The following is an 18,865-nucleotide window of genomic DNA, read 5'->3' as shown; positions in this document are numbered from 1 at the left end:
CGATAGATACACGTCAGACAATACCTGCATATAAAAAAGGCAACGCATGTTTAAACGTATAAAAGTCATTACCCTTCTGATTTCGGTGCTGCTTGTGCTCGGCATCATGCAGCTGATCTCTGCCGGCATTTTCATCAATGCGCTGAATAACGATAAAGAGAACTTCACCGTTTCTCAGCTTTCCAGCCAGAACGTGGCGGAATTTACCGACGCCTGGATCAGCCTGAACCAGGCGCGCGTGACGCTGAACCGCGGCATGCTGCGTCTGCAAAGCAGTATGGCGTCGCAGATTAATGGCGGTCAGCTGAACGAACTGGTGAACACCGCGAAAAATCTGCTGGCCGATGCCCAGGCGCATTACGATAAATACTACGCGCTGCCGGAAACCCCGGGTCTGGATGAGAAACTGGCCGATCGGCTGGAGGAGCAGTACCGCATATATTCCGCCACGCTGACGCAAATGAACGTTCTGCTGGGCCAGGGCAATCTGGAAGATATGTTTAAACAGAACGCCGAGCAGAAGCAGACGGCGATGCAAAAGGTCTATCGCGAGTGGCGTGAAGCGCAGGCCACGCTCACTGATAAAGGCATTCAGGATAACGAAAGCGACTATAAGCGCATCCTTTGGATCCTCTCTGCCGTCATGATTCTCGTCATTGCGGTGATTATCTCCAGCTGGATTGCGATGCGTCGCGTGCTGCTGCTGCCTCTGGAGGACGTCATCAACCATATCCGCGCCATTGCTGCAGGGGATTTGACCCAGCCGATTCAGGCAGAGGGTAAAAACGAAATGGCGATCCTGGCCCGCAACGTACAGGAGATGCAAACGTCGCTGGCGAACACCGTGGGCGTGGTGCGTGAAGGCGCAGACACCATTTACACCGGCGCGGGCGAAATCTCTGCGGGCAGCAACGATCTCTCTTCCCGTACCGAGCAGCAGGCCGCGTCTCTGGAAGAGACCGCTGCCAGCATGGAACAGCTGACCGCCACCGTGAAGCAGAACGCCGATAACGCGCGTCAGGCTTCCCGGCTGGCGCTGGATGCCTCCTCAACCGCGAAGAAGGGCGGCAACGTGGTGGAAGGCGTGGTACGTACGATGGACGAGATCGCCACCAGCTCAAGCAAAATTGCGCAAATTACTAACGTGATCGACGGTATTGCCTTCCAGACCAACATTCTGGCGCTGAACGCGGCGGTGGAAGCGGCGCGCGCGGGCGAGCAGGGCCGTGGCTTTGCGGTCGTTGCGGGCGAAGTGCGTACCCTTGCCCAGCGTAGCGCCCAGGCGGCGAAAGAGATTAAGGCGCTGATTGATGATTCCGGCGAGCGCGTGAATGCGGGTTCTCAGTTGGTGAACGAAGCGGGCGCGACGATGGCAGAGATCGTCAATGCGGTCACCCGCGTCACCGACATCATGGGTGAAATTGCCTCAGCCTCTGACGAGCAGAGCCGCGGTATCGATCAGGTCGGTCAGGCGGTGGCGGAGATGGACCGCGTCACCCAGCAGAACGCCTCGCTGGTGGAGGAGTCTGCGGCGGCCGCGGCGGCGCTGGAAGATCAGGCAGCACGCCTGAACGAAGCGGTGGCGGTGTTTAAAATTACCCGCAACCAGGCGGTCAAAGCTGCGCCGGTGAAGAACTATGTGCCAAAAGCGCAGCCGGTAGCGGCAGCGTCTGAAGCGAACTGGGAAACGTTCTGACATTGTGCCGGGTGGCGCTGACGCTTACCCGGCCTACGTTCCAGGACAATGTAGGCCGGGTAAGGCGCAGCCGCCACCCGGCAAAAATCACATCTCCGACGCCGGAACGACCCTCGGTTTTTCCGGTTTCGCTCTTACCGCAATCACCACCCCAGCCACCAGCAATAAAATTCCACAGGCCGTTAAAAGCGGCGGTACGCTCTGGCGCATCAGGAAGGTGTACAGCAGCCCGGCCAGGGTTTCGAAGACAATCAGCGGCCCTAAAATCACCGTCGGCAATTTCTGGCTGGCAATATTCCAGCACAGCGCGCCAACCCACGAGCACAGCACCGCAATCGCCACCATCAAGCCTACAAACAGCCACGGTCTTGGACCTAAGGGCTGGGCAAATTCCGGCTGTTGATGACCTAACCAGATACACGCGCCGACATACCCCACGAGCGAGACGGGCAACGTCACCAGCGCCTGCGCTGTCGCCCACATCATCGGGTGCTTGTCCGGGTTCTCCCGCAGCCAGCGCGCGTTGCGCAGGGCATACCATGCCCAACACACCACGGAAATAAAGGCCAGCATGATGCCGGAACCGTAACGCCACAGGTCGATGTCATCCAGCCCGTGGCTCAGCTCGGCAACGTTCACACATACCAGCCCTATGGCGATGCATACCAGTGCAGGGGCCATCTTTGACCAGGCCAGCTTGCCGTCCCGATGGCTGTAGAGCAGATTCGCGAACACAGGAATAACGACCGGCAGCGTGCCGATGATCATGGTCGACACCGGTGCACCGGTGCGCTGTATCGCGCTTGCCAGGCAAACGTAATAGATGAGATTACCCATCATGGTCAGCGCCAGCGCGGTCAGCCAGTCCTGGCGGCTAAGCTGGCGCAAACGCGCCCGCCCCAGCCAGGCCAGAGGAAGGGCAATCAGCCCCAGCGCCAGATAACGCCCCGTGGACTGCAGTATCGCCGGGTATTCCGGCACTATCAGCGGGCCGACAAAAATCAGCCCCCACATCAAACCTGCAAGCAGGGCATACAACACGCCGCTAATCATTTTTCCATCCACATTGATTTACTTTGCACTCAGTGTAGGAGGGCGAAATACGTGCGTATTGTATGAGATTGCGCATTAGCGCTGCGCAACCTGCTTTTGATAACGCACCGGCGTAATGCCGTAGCGGCGGGTAAAGGCGCGGGTCAGATGCGACTGGTCGGTCAGCCCGGTTGCGGCAGCCACTTCGGCGGCGGGCATGCCGTGGGTGAGAAATGCTTTGGCGCGCCACAGGCGGATCGCCATCAGCATTTGATGCGGCGTGATGTGAAAATGGGCTTTGAACTGGCGCTGGAAATGGTACGGGCTGAGCGAGACAACGTTTGCCAGCTCGTCCAGCGTCAGAGGGTGCATATAGTTATCGTGCAGATACTCGCGAACACGTTCGAACCGGTGTGCGCCTTCCTGAATCACCGGCGCGTGATGGGCTAACGGTCGGAACGTCTCAATCAGATCCAGCAGCATTCCTTTTTGCGCCAGCGGGTCGTTCGTATGCCACAGGCCGTAAATCAGCTGGCCGATTTGCAGCGAGCGCTGCGGGTCGTAGCGGGTGACGTCGCTAAACCACCAGTGACGCAGGCCGGTCACCTCTTCCAGCAGGTCGGGTTCGATATAGACCATCCGGTAGCGCCAGCCGTCTTCAGTGGCGGATTCTCCGGTGTGGATCTCGTCCGGGTTCATGGTGACAACGGATTTCTCGGAGGCGAGGTGCTGGGTCCCGCGATAGCGGAAGCGTTCGGCGCCGGTTTCAATGGTGCCAATGCCGAAGGCTTCGTGCGTGTGAGGCTCAAAGGCGTAATCAGAGATATGTGCGTGATAGAGTTCCAGGCCAGGCAGCTGCGCCAGATGGCGAAAGCGCGCGCTGTCTCTCTCATCAATGAACTGTTCCGGTACGCCTTGCACGGTGAGCCTCCTCGTGGGTCATCGCTTCATTATCAGAGATGACCCGAGGGGATGCCACAAAAAATAACCAATCCGCAACATTTACAGGATGGATTTGACGCTCTCCGCCAGCGTCGTTGTTGGGCGACCGATAAGCTTGCTCAGGGTACGGCTGTCGTCGAACAGTCCGCCTTTGGATGCGCCGGTGTCTGAATCCGCCAGCATATCCGCCAGCCCGGCAGGCAGGCCAACGCCTTTCAGCGCGGCGGCAAAATCGGCTTCGCTCAGGTTCTGATACGCCACTGGCTTACCGCTCTGCTTGCTCAGTTCAGCCGCCAGTTCGCTCAGCGTCCACGCGCTGTCGCCCGCCAGTTCATACACGTTACCTGCGTGACCGTCCTCAGAAACGACCTTGGCTGCAGCCGCCGCGTAATCTGCACGGGTCGCAGAGGCGATTTTGCCTTCGCCTGCAGCACCAATAAACACGCCATGCTCCAGCGCCGGCGGTGCGCTCGCCAGATAATTTTCGGTGTACCAGCCGTTGCGCAGCAGGGCATATGGCACGCCAGACTCTGCCAGCGCTTTTTCGGTATCGACGTGTTCAACGTGAAGGCCGAGCGGCGATGTGTCCGCATGCAGCAGGCTGGTGTAGGCGATAAACTTCACGCCTGCCGCTTTGGCGGCGTTAATGACGTTCTGGTGCTGCGTGGCGCGCTGGCCCACTTCGCTGGATGAGATCAGCAGCAGTTTATCCACGCCGTTCAGCGCAGTCGTGAACGCCGCCTGGTCAGTGTAATCCCCCTGACGAACCACAATACCCTGGTTGCTCAACGCTTCAGCTTTCGCGGGGTTACGCACAATAGCCACGATCTGGCTGGCTGGAACGGTTTTCAGCAGTTCTTCAATAACGAGCTGGCCAAGCTGGCCGGTAGCGCCGGTAATCGCGATCATGATGAATCTCCTTCGTGTTTGTCTGGTGTTGTGGCACACTAACATTGAAGCTAACTTTTAGTAAGTACGTACAAAAAGGTAAGTATGAAAAAGACCATTCCGACACTCAGCGAGCAAATGCGCGATGGCAATCTCTTCGCGGAACAGTGCCCTTCAAGGGACGTGCTTAAGCACGTCACCAGCCGCTGGGGCGTGCTGATCCTGGTGGCGTTACGCGAGGGTACGCATCGCTTTAGCGACCTGCGCCGTAAGATGGGCGGCGTGAGCGAGAAGATGCTGGCCCAGTCGCTTCAGGCGCTGGAGCAGGACGGATTTGTCGATCGCGTGTCATATCCGGTTGTGCCGCCGCACGTAGAGTATAGTCTGACGCCGCTGGGCGTTGAGGTGAGCGAGAAAGTGGCCGCGCTGGCGGACTGGATTGAGGTAAATACGCCGAAGGTGATGGCTAATCGCGACGATCGTGCGGCGTAAAAAGCCGGGTGGCGGCTTCGCCTTACCCGGCCTACCTGCAGTTCGTAGGCCGGGTAAGCGAAGCGCCACCCGGCACAATCACCGCTACCTGCTCAAATCCACCTGATAAATCGCGAACCCGATATCATCCGTTGCGACCTTCTTCATCGGGTACTGCGCCTTGTCCTTAATGAACGCGGCAGCTTTATCGGACGGCGAGGTTTCAAAGCGGATATCCAGTTTCGTATCGCTGTGGATCGGCGCCAGACGCCAGTTGTTATCCACTGCAGGATGAATTTCGCCCGCCTTCTTCGATTCCGCACTGATCCACGCCGCCAGCACCGAGCGGTTCTCGTCCGGTGAAGCAAAAGCGATGTGGCTGTCACCCGTTCCGGCAAACTTACCGCCGTAGGCGCGGTAGTTATTGGTCACCACCAGGAAGGTGGCATTCGGGTCGATTGCTTTGCCGTTGAAGGTCAGGTTTTTGATACGTTCAGCCTGCGGATTAAGGGTCTGGCACTCGCCGTCGTATCTGGCTGGCTGAGTAACATCAATCTGATACTCCACGCCGTCGATCACGTCGAAGTTGTAGGTGCGGAACCCGTCCCAGTTAATCAGCGACTGCGGCTTGCTACTGTTCGGGTCAATCTGGTTGAACTGCCCGGCGGAGCATTCCAGCCACTCTTTCACCTCTTTCCCCGTCGCTTTGACGACGACCAGCGTATTCGGATAAAGATAGAGATCGGCGGCGTTACGGAACGTCAGTTGGCCTTTTTCGACTTCCACGTAGCTTGCCGGATCGTTCTTGCGTCCGCCCACCTTGAACGGTGCAGCGGCTGAAAGCACCGGCAGTTTTGCCAGATCCGGATCGCCCTGAACAAAGTGTTCGGCATAGGCTTTTTGCGCCATATTGACCACCTGAACGGTTGGGTCATCCTGCACCAGCGCCAGGAAGCTGTACATGTTGTCGGCGGATTTCCCAATCGGCTTGCCGACGAATTCACGGGTCGCGTCATGGTCATGCTTCAGCACGTCGACCAGCTTTTTATCTTCACCTGCCAGCGATTTTTTAGCCGCAGCGTCGTAAATCGGGCGCGCTTCGGCTTTTGATTGCGTCACCTTCCAGCTGCCGCCATCGTTATTTAGCACCAGATCCACCACGCCGAGATGATCGCCCCACATCCCCGGCATCACCGACGGCACGCCGTTGAGCGTCCCTTTCTCGATATCCGCGCCTTTGATGCTGGCGAAATCTTTGCCCGGGAAGACCGCGTGAGCGTGGCCGAACAGGATCGCGTCAACGCCCGGCACTTCACTCAGGTAGTAAACGGAGTTCTCCGCCATTGCCTGATACGGGTCAGCGGAGAGACCCGAGTGGGCGACAACCACCACCAGGTCAGCGCCTTTCTCGCGCATTTCCGGCACATACTTGCGCGCGGTTTCGGTGATGTCGTTAACGGTCACTTTCCCGTCGAGGTTGGCTTTATCCCACGTCATGATCTGCGGTGGCACAAAGCCGATGTAGCCAATCTTCAGCGTCTGCTTATGACCTTCGCTGTCGACAACCTCGGTCTCTTTAATCAGGTAAGGAGTGAACAGCGGCTTTTGGGTCTTAACGTCGATGATATTGGCGTTAACGTACGGGAATTTCGCACCGGCCAGCGCATCGTGCAGGTATGTCAGACCGTAGTTAAATTCGTGGTTACCGAGGTTGCCGACGGTATAGTCCAGGGTATTCATCGCTTTATAAACCGGATGGATTTCGCCCTTTTTCAGCCCTTTCGCGGCCATGTAATCGCCCAATGGGCTACCCTGAATTAAATCCCCGTTATCGACCAGCACGCTGTTTTTCACTTCACCGCGGGCGGCGTTAATCAAACTTGCTGTGCGTACCAGTCCGAATTTTTCGGTAGGCGTATCTTTGTAGTAATCGAAGTCCATCATGTTACTGTGAAGATCGGTCGTTTCCAGAATACGAAGATCCACCGTTGCCGCCTGAACGCTGGCGGCCACCAACGTCGCCAGGAGCGTTGCGCTAAACTTAATCATCAGAAGAGTCCTTTTTTCGATCCAAGCCACAAAAGATTATGTATGTATATCGCGTTGCTTACAGAAGTGTGAATCCTGCCAGAAATAAGGGTAGTGAAACCGGAATTGCTTCACAGATAGCAGAATTGTTCACATTACGATATAAATAAAACAACGAGTTATGACCACTGCGTTAACGAAGAGGTGGAGAATGTTAGATAAAATTTGTCAGCTCGCACGGGATGCGGGTGATGCCATTATGCAAGTGTACGACGGCGAGAAGCCGATGGACGTTGTCAGCAAAGCGGATGACTCCCCGGTCACAGCGGCGGATATCGCGGCGCATGGCGTGATCCTGAAAGGTTTGCAGGCGTTAACGCCGGATATTCCCGTCCTGTCAGAAGAAGCGCCGCAGGGCTGGGACGAGCGCCAGCACTGGCAGCGTTACTGGCTGGTGGATCCGCTGGACGGAACGAAAGAGTTCATCAAGCGCAACGGTGAGTTTACCGTCAACATCGCCCTGATTGAGAAGGGAAAAGCGGTGCTCGGCGTGGTCTACGCGCCGGTGATGAAAGTCATGTACAGCGCTGCGGAAGGTAAAGCCTGGAAGGAAGAGTGCGGCGTGCGTAAGCAGATTCAGGTGCGTGATGCGCGTCCACCGCTGGTGGTGATCAGCCGTTCCCACAGCGACAGCGAACTGCAGGAGTATTTGCAGCAGTTGGGTGAACACCAGACGACGTCGATTGGTTCATCGCTCAAGTTCTGCCTGGTGGCGGAAGGACACGCGCAGCTCTACCCGCGATTTGGGCCAACCAACGTCTGGGACACGGCGGCAGGGCACGCGGTAGCGGCGGCGGCAGGTGCGCATGTTCATGACTGGCAGGGTAAGCCGCTGGACTATACCCCGCGAGAATCATTCCTCAACCCTGGCTTCCGGGTTTCAATTTACTGAGCCAGTAGCTTGTGCAGCAGAGCAACCACCTGCTGCACTTCCTCTTGTGTTAATCCGCCGTCCTTCACCCACTGCACGCGTCCCTCTTTATCGAGCACCACAATCGCAGAGCTCTCTTCGTCAAGCTGCCACGCCTTACGCGTCACGCCATTGCTGTCGACGATAAATTGCGACCACGGGTAGAGCTTTTTGTTGCTCTCCAGGCTCGAGCGCACAAACATGCCGGAGCCGGGGATGGCATCGTCGGTGTTCACAATGGTGGTGGTCTGGTAGCGATCATGCGGGAATTTTGCGGCTTTGATCGCTTCCACCAGGGTAGCGTTTTTCTCTTTCGCGGATGTACGACCGGCAATATGCTGTACAACTCTCACTTTGCCCGCAAGCTGCGCGCTATTCCAGGCTTTGTAGCTAAACTTATCATTGTCGAGAATCAATTCTCCCCGGTCAGCAATGCCGACTGGCGGTACGCGTTGTCCTTTTTCAATCGTGTGAGCGCAAGCCCACAGGGGCAGCAGCAGGCAGGCTGCTGCAAGGATATTACGTAGGGTCATGGTGTTTCCTTTTTTGTTAGCAGGTGATCCGACCACTTGGTCTTACGCTTTTAATCATAAGTGCGATCAATGGGGTTTTCCCGCAATCCCGATGCCAGTTTGCGGGTGAACGCACATATCCATGAAAAAACGACGGCTTATACTGCCCTGAGTCACGGTTTGCAAAGATTATTCTGAATAATTGTAATCAAACGGTAAATAAACTTATGCACACTGGGTAACAACGTAGTTCTGGTCTATAGTCATTGGGCAATAAAATTTGCGCTCAGGACAGTCGGGCCGATTGTGGCACCGCAAGAGCGTATGATTCGCAGGAGATACAAGAATGAAAATTTTCCAACGCTACAACCCGCTTCAGGTGGCGAAGTACGTGAAGATCCTGTTCCGTGGACGGTTGTATATCAAGGATGTTGGCGCTTTTGAATTTGATAAGGGCAAAATCCTTATCCCAAAAGTGAAGGACAAACAGCACCTGTCTGTGATGTCCGAAGTCAACCGTCAGGTTATGCGTCTGCAGACTGAGATGGCTTAACCAACGTGCTATGCAGTAGTTAAAAAGACGGCTCCCAATGGGAGCCGTTGATGTATGTGGGGCAGGGACTTTACGCCGACACCTTCTCTTCCGCGTCCGGCAGCTTCGGCACCAGCACGGTCGGTTTGTTATCGATGCGCGTCACCAGCAGCTGGTCGATGCGGTAGTTATCAATATCCACCACTTCAAACTTGTAGCCGGAAAACTTCACCGAGTCGGTACGTTTCGGGATTTTACGCAGCATAAACATCATAAAGCCGCCGATGGTCTCGTAGTTGCCCGACTGCGGGAACTCGTCGATGTCCAGCACGCGCATCACGTCTTCAATCGGCGTACCGCCGTCGATCAGCCATGAATTTTCGTCACGCTGAACAATCTGCTCTTCCAGCCCCTGGCCCACCAGATCGCCCATCAGCGTGGTCATCACGTCGTTCAGGGTGATGATACCCACCACCAGCGCGTATTCGTTCATGATCACCGCGAAGTCTTCCCCGGCGGTTTTGAAACTTTCAAGCGCTTCTGAGAGCGTCAGAGTGTCCGGCACAATCAGGGTATTGCGGATCTGCACACCGCTGTTAAGCGCCAGACTCTGGTTTGCCAGCACGCGGTTCAGCAGGTCTTTGGAGTCGACGTAACCGATGATGTGGTCAATATCTTCATTACAGACCAGGAACTTAGAGTGCGGATGCTGCGCCACTTTGTTCTTCAGGCTCTGCTCATCTTCGTGTAAATCGAACCAGATAATGTTCTCACGGCCCGTCATGGAAGACGGCACGGTACGGGATTCGAGTTCGAAAACGTTCTCAATCAGCTCGTGCTCCTGCTTGCGCAGCACCCCGGCCAGCGCCCCGGCTTCTACAACCGCATAAATGTCGTCGGAGGTGATGTCATCTTTACGCACCATCGGCAGCTTAAAGATGCGGAAAATCACGTTTGCCAGGCCGTTGAAGAACCACACCAGCGGGCGGAACACGTACAGGCAGAAGCGCATCGGGTTGATGATACGCAAAGCCACGGCTTCTGGCGCAATCATACCGATGCGTTTCGGGGTCAGGTCTGCGAAGAGGATGAACAGGCCAGTCACCAGCGAGAAGGAGAGGATAAAGCTCAGCTGTTCGGCCAGTTCAACGGACATGTACTGCACAAACAGGCTATAAAACGCCGGGGAAAACGCCGCATCACCCACGATACCGCCGAGAATGGCGACCGCGTTTAGGCCAATCTGCACCACGGTGAAGAACATGCCGGGGTTTTCCTGCATTTTCAGGATGCGCGTGGCGTTGATGTTGCCTTCATCGGCAAGCAGCTTAAGTTTGATTTTACGGGACGCGGCCAGCGAGATCTCGGATATCGAGAAAAATGCACTGACGGCAATAAGGCAAAGTATTACTAAAATACTGTTTAACATAGTTTATCCGGCTTCTCGCCAGATCCTCAGAAGGGGAGTTGATACCATTTGTGTGAAGACACATTGAACGTCAGCTCGTAGCGTTGAGCCGATTATTTCAGCGGGTAGTATAGCGTAAAGAGATGTAAATCTGCCAGAGGTCACATTTTGGGCAAAAAAAGGCCGGGCAGGTGGGGAACCTGCCCGGCATATGTCGCTATTTGACGGTCGACAGCGGGACGTTACCCACTGCACGGCGCGTTGCATCGCCTCCCCACACCTGGTCATACTCGTAGCCCGTCAGCTGCTTGATCACCACGCGGGTTTTCTCGTCGCAGTCGCGATAATCGCCGCCCAGCTTGCGGCGGGCAATTTCTTTGAGCAGTACCTTGTGTGTCTCACGGGTCAGCTTGAATTTGTATGTCGTGAAGAAGCTGACGGTCAGCAGGGCTGCCGTGGCGAAAATCATCAGCCCGATAATGGCACCCAGCGCGCTTTCAGGCTGCGCACCGCTGCCCTTCACGAAACCGGACTCCTGCAGCACCAGGCCGATAATCATGATGGCAATCGCCACGGTGCTTTTGCGGGTCAGAACCATCACCCCGGCAAAAATCCCTTCGCGGCGCTGCTGCGTGACCATCTCGTCAATGTCCGGAATAAAGCTGTAAATATTCCAGGGGATGTAATACAGGCCGGAACGTGCCGCACCGAGCAGGATAAAGACAGCTGAGAAGAGCAGCGTCGGCACCTGCGTTTTGGTGAGGTAGACCGTAAACAGAAACGCCAGCACCAGGAAGATACAGCCGTACGAGAGCCGCAGGGCGGCAGAAGGCGTCATGTTCAGCCGGTTCAACAGCAGCATAAACCCATACGTGCCCGGTACCGAGGCAAAGGCCGCAATGCTTAGCCAGCCGGAAACCGCAGAGGCATCCTGGCTCAGGCAATAAACCACGTAATAGGTAAAGACTGAACCGAATACATCCATCGCGGTAAAAGAAAAAATATAGATGAGTATATGCAGGCGGAACGCACGGATACGGAATGACGAAAAGAGATCGAGCACCAGATATTTCAAGTGATTCCCCAGGCCGCCTTTACGCTGATTATCCACCTTGAAGTTCGATTCCTGATGGACATCTTTTGCTTCCCAGGTGGTGTACCAGGTAATAAATACAGCCAGGCAGAACACGCATGAAAATATCAGTCCGGTGAGGGTATAGGTAAACGGATTATCTTTGCCGGTGAATTGCATAATCACACCGGGGACCGATACCGCAAGAAAACCGCCCAGCTGTGAGCAGATCATCCGCACGCCCGAAAGACGGCTGCGCTCTTCGTAGCGGTTGGTCATTTCTGCCGCCAGCGTTTCCCAGGGGACCAGTACCATTGCCGACAGCAGTTCGATAGACAGATAGGTGCCCAGGTAGTACCAGTATCCCATGTCCGTCATCCACAGCAGGGCGTACAGAAACATTAACGGGGAGCTGAGTAATAAAAAGAAGCGGCGACGACCAAATTTTCGTCCAAGCCAGGTATCCCCGAAATTATCAGTGATATAACCCATAATCGGACTTAATAACGCATCAATGACGCGGGCAATGGCAAATATTGATCCCGCTTCAATCACAGAGAGTCCGCAATAGGTGGTGTAAAAAAATAACAGCCAGGTGCCGATAATGGCGAAAGCGCCTCCGCCAAACAGATCGGTTATGCCGTAGCCAAGCGCTACGCCATAACCAACTCTACGTTCAGTTGGTTTGACCATAATAATATCCAGTGTAGGGTAATGTTTAACCTGTATGTCAGGTCGTGTTTTTATTAACGTCTGGATTGCACATTACGTTCTAGTTATTGATCTCTATCCATTGTCGTAATTGAGATGAGCGATAAATGGCCTCCACAAGGGTGAGTGATTTTCCGGCTTCATGGATATCGGTGTAATCCCTGTTTTCCGGATGAATAAGGGCGTGATAAAAGCGACGGATCGCCTGTTGATGACCCAGACCCCAGTAGCTTTTGACCGAGCCGTCGGGTGAATCGTCGGTTGTCAGTTTGAGGCGTTCACCGGGCGTGATGCGCCAGAGAACGTTGTGTTCCAGCAGCAGTGAACCGTGTTCACAGTGGATCTCCATCAGGAGAGGGGAATCGGTGGTGTGGCAGTTAGTGGCATAAAACAGGCCGCGCGCGCCGTTGGCGAAATGCAGCGTCGCCATCGCGCTGTCTTCCCCTTCGGTCACGTCTGCCAGTTCTCCGCTATCGACTACGCCTTTGAGCCGCGTCACGCCGCCGCCAAACCACTGCATCAGGTCGAGGGTGTGGATTGCCTGGTTGATCAGCAGGCTGCCGCCTTCGGTCGCCAGTCGCCCACGCCACGGACTGTCGGTGTAGTAGGTGCCGAAGCGTGACCAGGTTAGCACCGCCTTGATGCTGAGCATCTTACCCAGCCCGCCATGGGCTAACTCCTGACGCACGCGCAGGCTGGTGGGGTTGAGTCGGTTCTGGTAGCAGACGCCAAACTGTCCCTTCGCCTGCTCAACGGCGCGGGCGATATCGACAAGCTCGCTGCCGTTCATGCCCACCGGCTTTTCACAGAAAACGTGCTTCCCGGCGGCCAGCGCCGCCAGGATCATACTTTTATGTTCAAAGTGAGGCGTGCAAATATGCACCACGTCGATGCTGTCATCCAGCAGCATTTCCCGGTAATCCTGATAAAAGCGGCACTGATAGCCCATCGCCAGCTTCAACCCTTTGACGCTGTCGATATCCACCAGCGCGCGTAGCGCCACGTTAGGAATTTGGCGGAGAGCATTCACATGGCAACGGTGGATCGCGCCGCCGCCAATAATTGCCGTGTTCAGGATCGTCATCGTCGTTCCCCTTATCCGGCTGCGTTGGCCAGCATTTGAGCCTTCACGCACAGTTCGGCAGCCTTGAAAGCGTGTGCCTGCGTCATGGCGTTTTCAGTGCGGTGCAGGCAGTCGAGGATCAGCTCGCCAAAGAACGGGAACCCGACCTGCCCGGCCACCGGATAGCGGAACTCCCCCTCTTTGTTGACGAGGTAGACTACGTCCTGCTCGCCGCGGGTGAGGTCGACATACTTGCGGATCTCAATATATCCGTCGGTGCCGAGCAGCGTCAGGCGGCCATCGCCCCAGGTGGAGAGTCCGTCCGGCGTGAACCAGTCGCAGCGGAAATAGCCGCTGGCCCCGTTTTCGCCTTTGATCATCGCATCGCCGAAATCTTCAAACGCCGGATACTGAGGGTGGTTGACATTGCGGGCCTGGCTGGCGACGACGGTGGCATCGCTGTTGCCCGTATAAAACAGGAACTGCTCAATCTGGTGGCTGCCGATATCGCACAGGATCCCACCGAAGTAGCGACGATCGTAGAACCAGTCCGGACGGCCCGCGCCTTCCCGGTGCGGCCCGGTACCCAGGGTCTGCACGACGCGGCCAATGGCGCCTTGCTGCACCAGCTGCCCGGCAAAAACCGCGCTCTCGACGTGAAGACGTTCGCTGTAGTACACCGCATATTTCTTGCCGGTCTTTTCGACCATCGCTTTGGCGTCCGCCAGTTGCTCAAGGGTGGTGAGCGGCGCTTTGTCGGTGAAGTAATCTTTTCCCGCCGCCATCGCTTTCAGCCCCAGCGCGCAGCGTTCGGAAGGAATTGCTGCTCCCGCAACCAGGCGCACTTCGTCGTCGTTGAGGATCACCTCCAGCGACTCTGCCACTTTTGCCTGCGGGTACTGCTGGATAAATTTATCCACTTTGGCCGGATCGGGGTCGTACACCCACTTCAGCGTGGCTCCGGCTTCTATCAGGCCGTTACTCATCCCGTAGATATGGCCGTGGTCGAGCGCGGCGGCGGCGAAGACGAATTCACCCTCGCGGACAACCGGCTGCGGTTTGCCCACCGGGGCGTAGTTCATACCGTCATTCTTGTTCATGGTGTCACTCCTTAATCCAGATCTTTGCCGAGGGGAATCGCACCCACTTCGCTGAAGTTGGCGACGCTTGCGGATTTTTCATAAAAACGGGGGGCGAGGGCGTTGGTCCCGCCGGTACGGTAAAACGGATCGTCGCGGCCAATGGGCAATGAGACGACAGCGCGAGTGATGGCTGATTTATAAATGGCGGTAATCAGCTCCAGCGAGCGTTTGCCCTGCACGCCGTCTACCAGCGGCGCCGTGCCGTGCTCAATGGCATAAAGCAGGTCATTGATCTGCCCGGTGTGCAGCGTCCACTCGAGCTTTGGCGTCTCCTGAAAAACGGCGTTGAGCTGTGCTTCTCGCTGCTGGTCGTGGGTTTCCTGCGGGAAGCCGTTATCGGCGCTGACGCTGGCAAAGGCCTGCCACGGTGCGGAGATGCGCGCCTTATCACCCTGAATGATCATTTTCTGATCTTCGCCGTGGTGCACCACCGAGGCGGTCAACTGCGTGAGCGCGCCGCTGGGGTATTTGAAGATCGCGGCGCTGAGGTCTTCGACTTCAGCGTTGTCGTGCGCTACGTTGGTCATCATCGCCACCACCTCGGACGGGAAGCCAAGCATCCACTGAATGGCGTCGATGTGGTGCACCGCGTGGTTAAGGGTGCAGCCGCCACCCTCTTTTTCCCAGGTGCCGCGCCACCACAGGTCGTAGTAGCAGTGACCGCGCCACCAGAAGGAGTCCACCTGCGCATGGCAGACTTTCCCGGCAAGGCCGGAGTCCAGCGCCGCTTTTAAGCGCCAGAAGGCATCGGTAAAGCGGTTCTGGGCAATGATGGAGAGCGTTTTACCGCTGGCCTGTTGGGCGGCGATCATCGCGTCGCACTCCTCCAGCGAGGCGGCCATCGGTTTTTCACACAGCACGTGGCAACCGGCGTTGAGCGCGTCGATACTGATCTCTGCGTGGACGTAGGGCGGCGTGCAGACGTCGACGATGTCGACATTCGACTCAGATTCCAGCATCTGCTGGTGGCTTTCATACACGCGGGCATCTTCCAGGCCGTAGCGCGCTTTTTTCTCTTCCGCTTTTTCCGGGTAGATATCCACCAGCGCAACGATCCGGCAGCGCTGACCAAACTGCAAATAGCCCTGAATATGGTTATGCGAGATATTCCCCGTTCCCACAATGGCGACATTTAACATCGTTTCTTCTCCGGAGTTACCAGGTGCCAGAGGCGTCCAGCGTGACGCTGGCTGTCTCTTTAGCCACTGAGGTGCTGATGCGTTGCTGAAGCAGGCGCAGATACTGTTTTTCGTTGAGCGGCAGCTCGACCCAGTCGTCCGTCCAGGTGGAAAGGTGCATGGCGTTAGAGAGCGTGAGCCCATGAATCCCTTCCAGACCCGGCGCAATCAGCGGTTCGCCGCGCAGGATGGCCGCACAGAAGTTGGCGGTAATGACGTGATGTTCGCTGTACTCAGGGGCGACGGGGATCGAGACTTCCCAGCACTCAGGCTCCCCAAAGCCGTTCTCCCAGCGGGCGTTAAAGGCGGTTTCCGATTCGCGCAGTCGCCAGTAGCGCAGTTTCCCCTCCTCGACGACCACTTTGCCGCGATCGCCCGCTATTTCCAGGCGGTTGGTGCCCGGCGTTTCGGCGACGGTAGTGATAAACACGCCGGTGGCACCGTTGGCATACTCGGCGTAGGCGGTGACTTCGTCTTCCACTTCGATATCGCGATGCTTACCGAACTGACAGAAGGCGCGCAGGCGGACCGGCATGCCGACCAGCCACTGCCAGAGATCGAGCTGATGCGGGTCCTGGTTGAGCAGCACGCCGCCGCCTTCACCTTTCCAGGTGGCGCGCCAGCCGCCGGAGTTGTAGTAGCTCTGTGAGCGATACCAGTTGGTGATGATCCAGTTTGAACGGCGGATTTCACCCAGCTCGCCGCTGTCGATCAGATCTTTCACTTTCTGGTAGAGCGGATTCGGGCGCTGGTTGTACATGATGCCGAACACCACGTCGCACGCCTGGGCACAGGCGTTCATCTCCTGAACCTGCGCCGTGTACACGCCCGCCGGTTTTTCACACAGGGTATGGATGCCGTTGCGCATCGCCAGCATCGACAGGCGCGGGTGCTCATAGTGCGGCGTGGCGACAATGACCGCATCGATAAGCCCGCTCTGGAGCATCTCCTGCGCATCGCTAAACAGTGGGAGGGTGCCGACCATCTGACGAATGGCAGGATGCTTTTCCAGCGCGTTATCACAAACTGCCGCCAGGCAGGCGTCGCTGACGGTACCTGCCAGTAAATAGCGCGCGTGGACCGTGCCAATATTACCTATACCAATAATGCCAAAACGTACCTTCTCCATGTCTCACCTTAATTTCAGTCGAAAAGAGTGATGACCGGAAAATAGGAAAGCTCAGGCGCAGCGACAATGTGTTTTTGTGAGAATACTCGCAAGGTCAATAAGTAAACTCTAACCATTTTGAAATTTAGTTTTAAAATCAATGCGCTGTTTCTGCAAATATTTGCAAAAACTGATTGGGAGCGAGGTCACACTATGGCGGGTAAGTTAAAAATGGAGGAAATTTCCTCCCTGACGGGCTATTCCGTTAGCACTGTCTCAAGGGTGCTAAGCGGGAAGTCGTATACCAGCGATAAGGCCCGGGAAGCGATTGTTCGCACCGCGCGGGAATTAGGTGTCCTTGAATCCATGGCAAGCGGGCGGCTATTAATTAACGGTATCGCTGTTTTTGCGCCGGAAAGAACCTTTCAGGGCCGCGGCGATATTTTTTATCTCGAAGTGACCAAAGGAATCGCCGAAGCCAGCGCGCCGCATAATGTCTGGGTCAGCTATTGCGGATTAGAAGAACAGCACGCCGATGTAAAACTGTTTCTGGAAAAGGCCAGTCATAAAAATATCAACGCGATAATTATCATTGGCACGGATGATTCCACCATATTTAAACTGGCCAGCACGCTCAATAAACCCTGCGTTTTAATTAATTCCGTCGACAGGGATCGGGTGCTGGATTCCGTTTCGCCCGACCATCGGGCCATTGGTTTTACCGCCATGCAGCACCTTTTTGAGCAGGGACACCGCCGGGTGCTGACCTTAACATGTCTGCGGCGGGATACGCTCTATGCTCGCCTGGATGGTATCAAAGAGGCGTACCGCCATTTTCACATTGCCTTTGAGCCACGACGTGATTTGTTAGTGACGGAGTGGTTTACCGCGGAGGAGGCCGAACAGGCGCTGGATGAGTGGCTATCGAGTCATGATAAAGCGCAGTGGCCGGAGGTGATTTTCCCCAACAGTACCAGCATGGTGGAGGGGGTGATCAGAGCGTTGACGCGTCACGGGCTTCGTATCCCGGAAGACATTTCACTCATCACCACCGATTTTGCCTGGAATTTAGCGCACCGCCTGGAAAAACCGGTCACCGGCGTCACGGTGCCCTGTCGTGAACTGGGGATAGAAGCGGTACATTTGCTGCAAACGCGCCTCAACCGACCTCAGGCGCCGGTTTATAATTTGCTGTTGCAGGGGAAGGTGATGGATTTTGGTTCGGTGAGTAATGCGACGCGCCACGCGGCTCGCGTGGCGCTAGACCAGTGATCAGGCCAGCTGTGGCGGCAGACAGACGCCGATGCCTCCGATTCCGCAGTAGCCATACGGGTTTTTATGCAGATATTGCTGGTGGTCGTCCTCGGCATAATAGAACGGCTTCGCGGTGGTGATTTCCGTGGTCACCTCGCGCGTATCGCCCGCGTCATGCATGGCTTTCTGAAAACGCTCAAGGCTGGCGCGCGCGGCAGCATCCTGCTCGGGTGTGAGCGGATAAATGGCCGAACGGTACTGGGTGCCGTGATCGTTACCCTGACGCATGCCCTGCGCCGGGTCGTGATTTTCCCAGAACACCTGCAGCAGCTGTTCGTAGCTGATGATGGCCGGGTCATACACCACGCGAACCGCTTCCGCGTGACCGGTATCGCCGGAGCACACTTCGCGGTAGGTTGGGTTTGGCGTGTAACCGCCGGTATAGCCTGCTGCGGTACTGTAAACGCCGGGCAGTTGCCAGAACAAACGTTCAACTCCCCAGAAGCAGCCCATGGCAAACAGGGCGATCTCCATTCCATCAGGAACGTTTGTCATTGAATGGTTGTTTACGGCGTGTAAGGTCGCCACAGGCATAGGGGTGTTGCGTCCCGGTAATGCATCTGCTTGTGAAACCAGATGCTTTTTGTCGAATAAACTCACGATGGTGCCTCCCGGGTAGCGATGTTTCGGTTAAGGTTGTCACGAAGCGTTTAATTGAACACAATAAATGCGCTGAATGAGTCTAGATTTAATCATAAGAAATATTTGGGTGTTACACCCATTTTCAACCCACGATTTGGGTTTTTGGCTAACAGGCCGTTTTTTTGCCGCAGAGCGGCATTTCATTTGCTTCCAGGG

17 protein-coding genes are annotated in these 18,865 nt (G+C 56.1%); 5 read left to right on the top strand and 12 right to left on the bottom strand.

The genetic code is table 11. The annotated features are described in order from the left end of the window. Positions 1-46 precede the first annotated feature (46 nt). Entirely contained in the window at positions 47-1,696 is a 1,650-nt protein-coding gene (locus KW829_RS18900; RefSeq protein ID WP_218308822.1) for a methyl-accepting chemotaxis protein, read from the top strand. A gap of 87 nt (positions 1,697-1,783) precedes the next feature. Here KW829_RS18900 and KW829_RS18895 read toward each other — a convergent pair whose 3' ends face one another. The 3 genes from KW829_RS18895 to KW829_RS18885 form a co-directional block, all read right to left on the bottom strand. Next, positions 1,784-2,749, bottom strand: a complete 966-nt coding sequence (locus KW829_RS18895; RefSeq protein ID WP_218308854.1) for a DMT family transporter — start codon at positions 2,747-2,749, stop codon at positions 1,784-1,786. 75 nt (positions 2,750-2,824) lie between these two features. Continuing rightward, on the bottom strand, positions 2,825-3,649 hold the full coding sequence (locus tag KW829_RS18890; RefSeq protein WP_108417880.1) for an AraC family transcriptional regulator: 825 nt from the start codon (positions 3,647-3,649) through the stop codon (positions 2,825-2,827). Between the two features lie 81 nt (positions 3,650-3,730). Then, a complete protein-coding gene (locus KW829_RS18885) occupies positions 3,731-4,579 on the bottom strand; it encodes an SDR family oxidoreductase (RefSeq protein WP_010427431.1) in 849 nt (282 codons plus the stop codon). Between the two features lie 84 nt (positions 4,580-4,663). On the opposite strand from KW829_RS18885, the gene KW829_RS18880 reads away from it, so the two are divergent. Beyond that, complete coding sequence (locus KW829_RS18880) at positions 4,664-5,050, top strand: helix-turn-helix domain-containing protein (protein ID WP_010427428.1); 387 nt, start codon at positions 4,664-4,666, stop codon at positions 5,048-5,050. Between the two features lie 84 nt (positions 5,051-5,134). Here KW829_RS18880 and KW829_RS18875 read toward each other — a convergent pair whose 3' ends face one another. After that, positions 5,135-7,078 (bottom strand): bifunctional 2',3'-cyclic-nucleotide 2'-phosphodiesterase/3'-nucleotidase, encoded by a 1,944-nt coding sequence (locus KW829_RS18875; protein WP_108417878.1) that lies wholly within the window; start codon positions 7,076-7,078, stop codon positions 5,135-5,137. Between the two features lie 190 nt (positions 7,079-7,268). Here KW829_RS18875 and cysQ point away from each other — a divergent pair, with 190 nt between their 5' ends. Continuing rightward, positions 7,269-8,009 (top strand): 3'(2'),5'-bisphosphate nucleotidase CysQ, encoded by a 741-nt coding sequence (gene cysQ / locus KW829_RS18870; RefSeq protein WP_010427426.1) that lies wholly within the window; start codon positions 7,269-7,271, stop codon positions 8,007-8,009. On the opposite strand, the gene KW829_RS18865 is transcribed toward cysQ, so the two are convergent. Further along, positions 8,003-8,560, bottom strand: a complete 558-nt coding sequence (locus KW829_RS18865; RefSeq protein ID WP_042714214.1) for a YtfJ family protein — start codon at positions 8,558-8,560, stop codon at positions 8,003-8,005. The two genes, cysQ and KW829_RS18865, sit on opposite strands and share 7 nt — an antisense overlap. Before the next feature lie 325 nt (positions 8,561-8,885). Here KW829_RS18865 and KW829_RS18860 point away from each other — a divergent pair, with 325 nt between their 5' ends. After that, entirely contained in the window at positions 8,886-9,092 is a 207-nt protein-coding gene (locus tag KW829_RS18860) for a DUF1107 domain-containing protein (RefSeq protein ID WP_003856054.1), read from the top strand. A gap of 70 nt (positions 9,093-9,162) precedes the next feature. On the opposite strand, the gene KW829_RS18855 is transcribed toward KW829_RS18860, so the two are convergent. The 6 genes from KW829_RS18855 to KW829_RS18830 form a co-directional block, all read right to left on the bottom strand. After that, positions 9,163-10,500 (bottom strand): hemolysin family protein, encoded by a 1,338-nt coding sequence (locus KW829_RS18855; RefSeq protein ID WP_042715770.1) that lies wholly within the window; start codon positions 10,498-10,500, stop codon positions 9,163-9,165. Positions 10,501-10,696: 196 nt separating this feature from the next. Next, a complete protein-coding gene (locus tag KW829_RS18850; RefSeq protein ID WP_089599724.1) occupies positions 10,697-12,244 on the bottom strand; it encodes an MFS transporter in 1,548 nt (515 codons plus the stop codon). Between the two features lie 79 nt (positions 12,245-12,323). Further along, positions 12,324-13,346, bottom strand: coding sequence for a Gfo/Idh/MocA family protein (locus KW829_RS18845; protein WP_108417876.1), 1,023 nt, complete (start codon positions 13,344-13,346; stop codon positions 12,324-12,326). Between the two features lie 11 nt (positions 13,347-13,357). After that, on the bottom strand, positions 13,358-14,425 hold the full coding sequence (locus KW829_RS18840; protein WP_218308820.1) for a Gfo/Idh/MocA family protein: 1,068 nt from the start codon (positions 14,423-14,425) through the stop codon (positions 13,358-13,360). An 11-nt stretch (positions 14,426-14,436) separates the two neighbouring features. After that, a complete protein-coding gene (locus tag KW829_RS18835) occupies positions 14,437-15,606 on the bottom strand; it encodes a Gfo/Idh/MocA family protein (RefSeq protein WP_010427412.1) in 1,170 nt (389 codons plus the stop codon). Between the two features lie 16 nt (positions 15,607-15,622). Beyond that, the gene (locus KW829_RS18830; RefSeq protein WP_010427410.1) at positions 15,623-16,774 is read right to left on the bottom strand and encodes a Gfo/Idh/MocA family protein; all 1,152 of its coding nucleotides are present in this window, start codon (positions 16,772-16,774) and stop codon (positions 15,623-15,625) included. 192 nt (positions 16,775-16,966) lie between these two features. Here KW829_RS18830 and KW829_RS18825 point away from each other — a divergent pair, with 192 nt between their 5' ends. Next, positions 16,967-18,025: a LacI family DNA-binding transcriptional regulator gene (locus tag KW829_RS18825; protein ID WP_010427408.1), complete on the top strand. Its 1,059-nt coding sequence runs from the start codon at positions 16,967-16,969 to the stop codon at positions 18,023-18,025. Here KW829_RS18825 and msrA read toward each other — a convergent pair whose 3' ends face one another. Continuing rightward, on the bottom strand, positions 18,026-18,667 hold the full coding sequence (gene msrA, locus KW829_RS18820; RefSeq protein WP_010427407.1) for a peptide-methionine (S)-S-oxide reductase MsrA: 642 nt from the start codon (positions 18,665-18,667) through the stop codon (positions 18,026-18,028). Between the last annotated feature and the right edge of the window lie 198 nt (positions 18,668-18,865).

The organism is Enterobacter sp. ENT02 (assembly GCF_019219165.1).
Classification (GTDB): domain Bacteria; phylum Pseudomonadota; class Gammaproteobacteria; order Enterobacterales; family Enterobacteriaceae; genus Enterobacter; species Enterobacter mori.
Note: the sequence above shows the minus strand (reverse complement) of the source record. Positions and strands in the feature narration are given on the sequence as shown.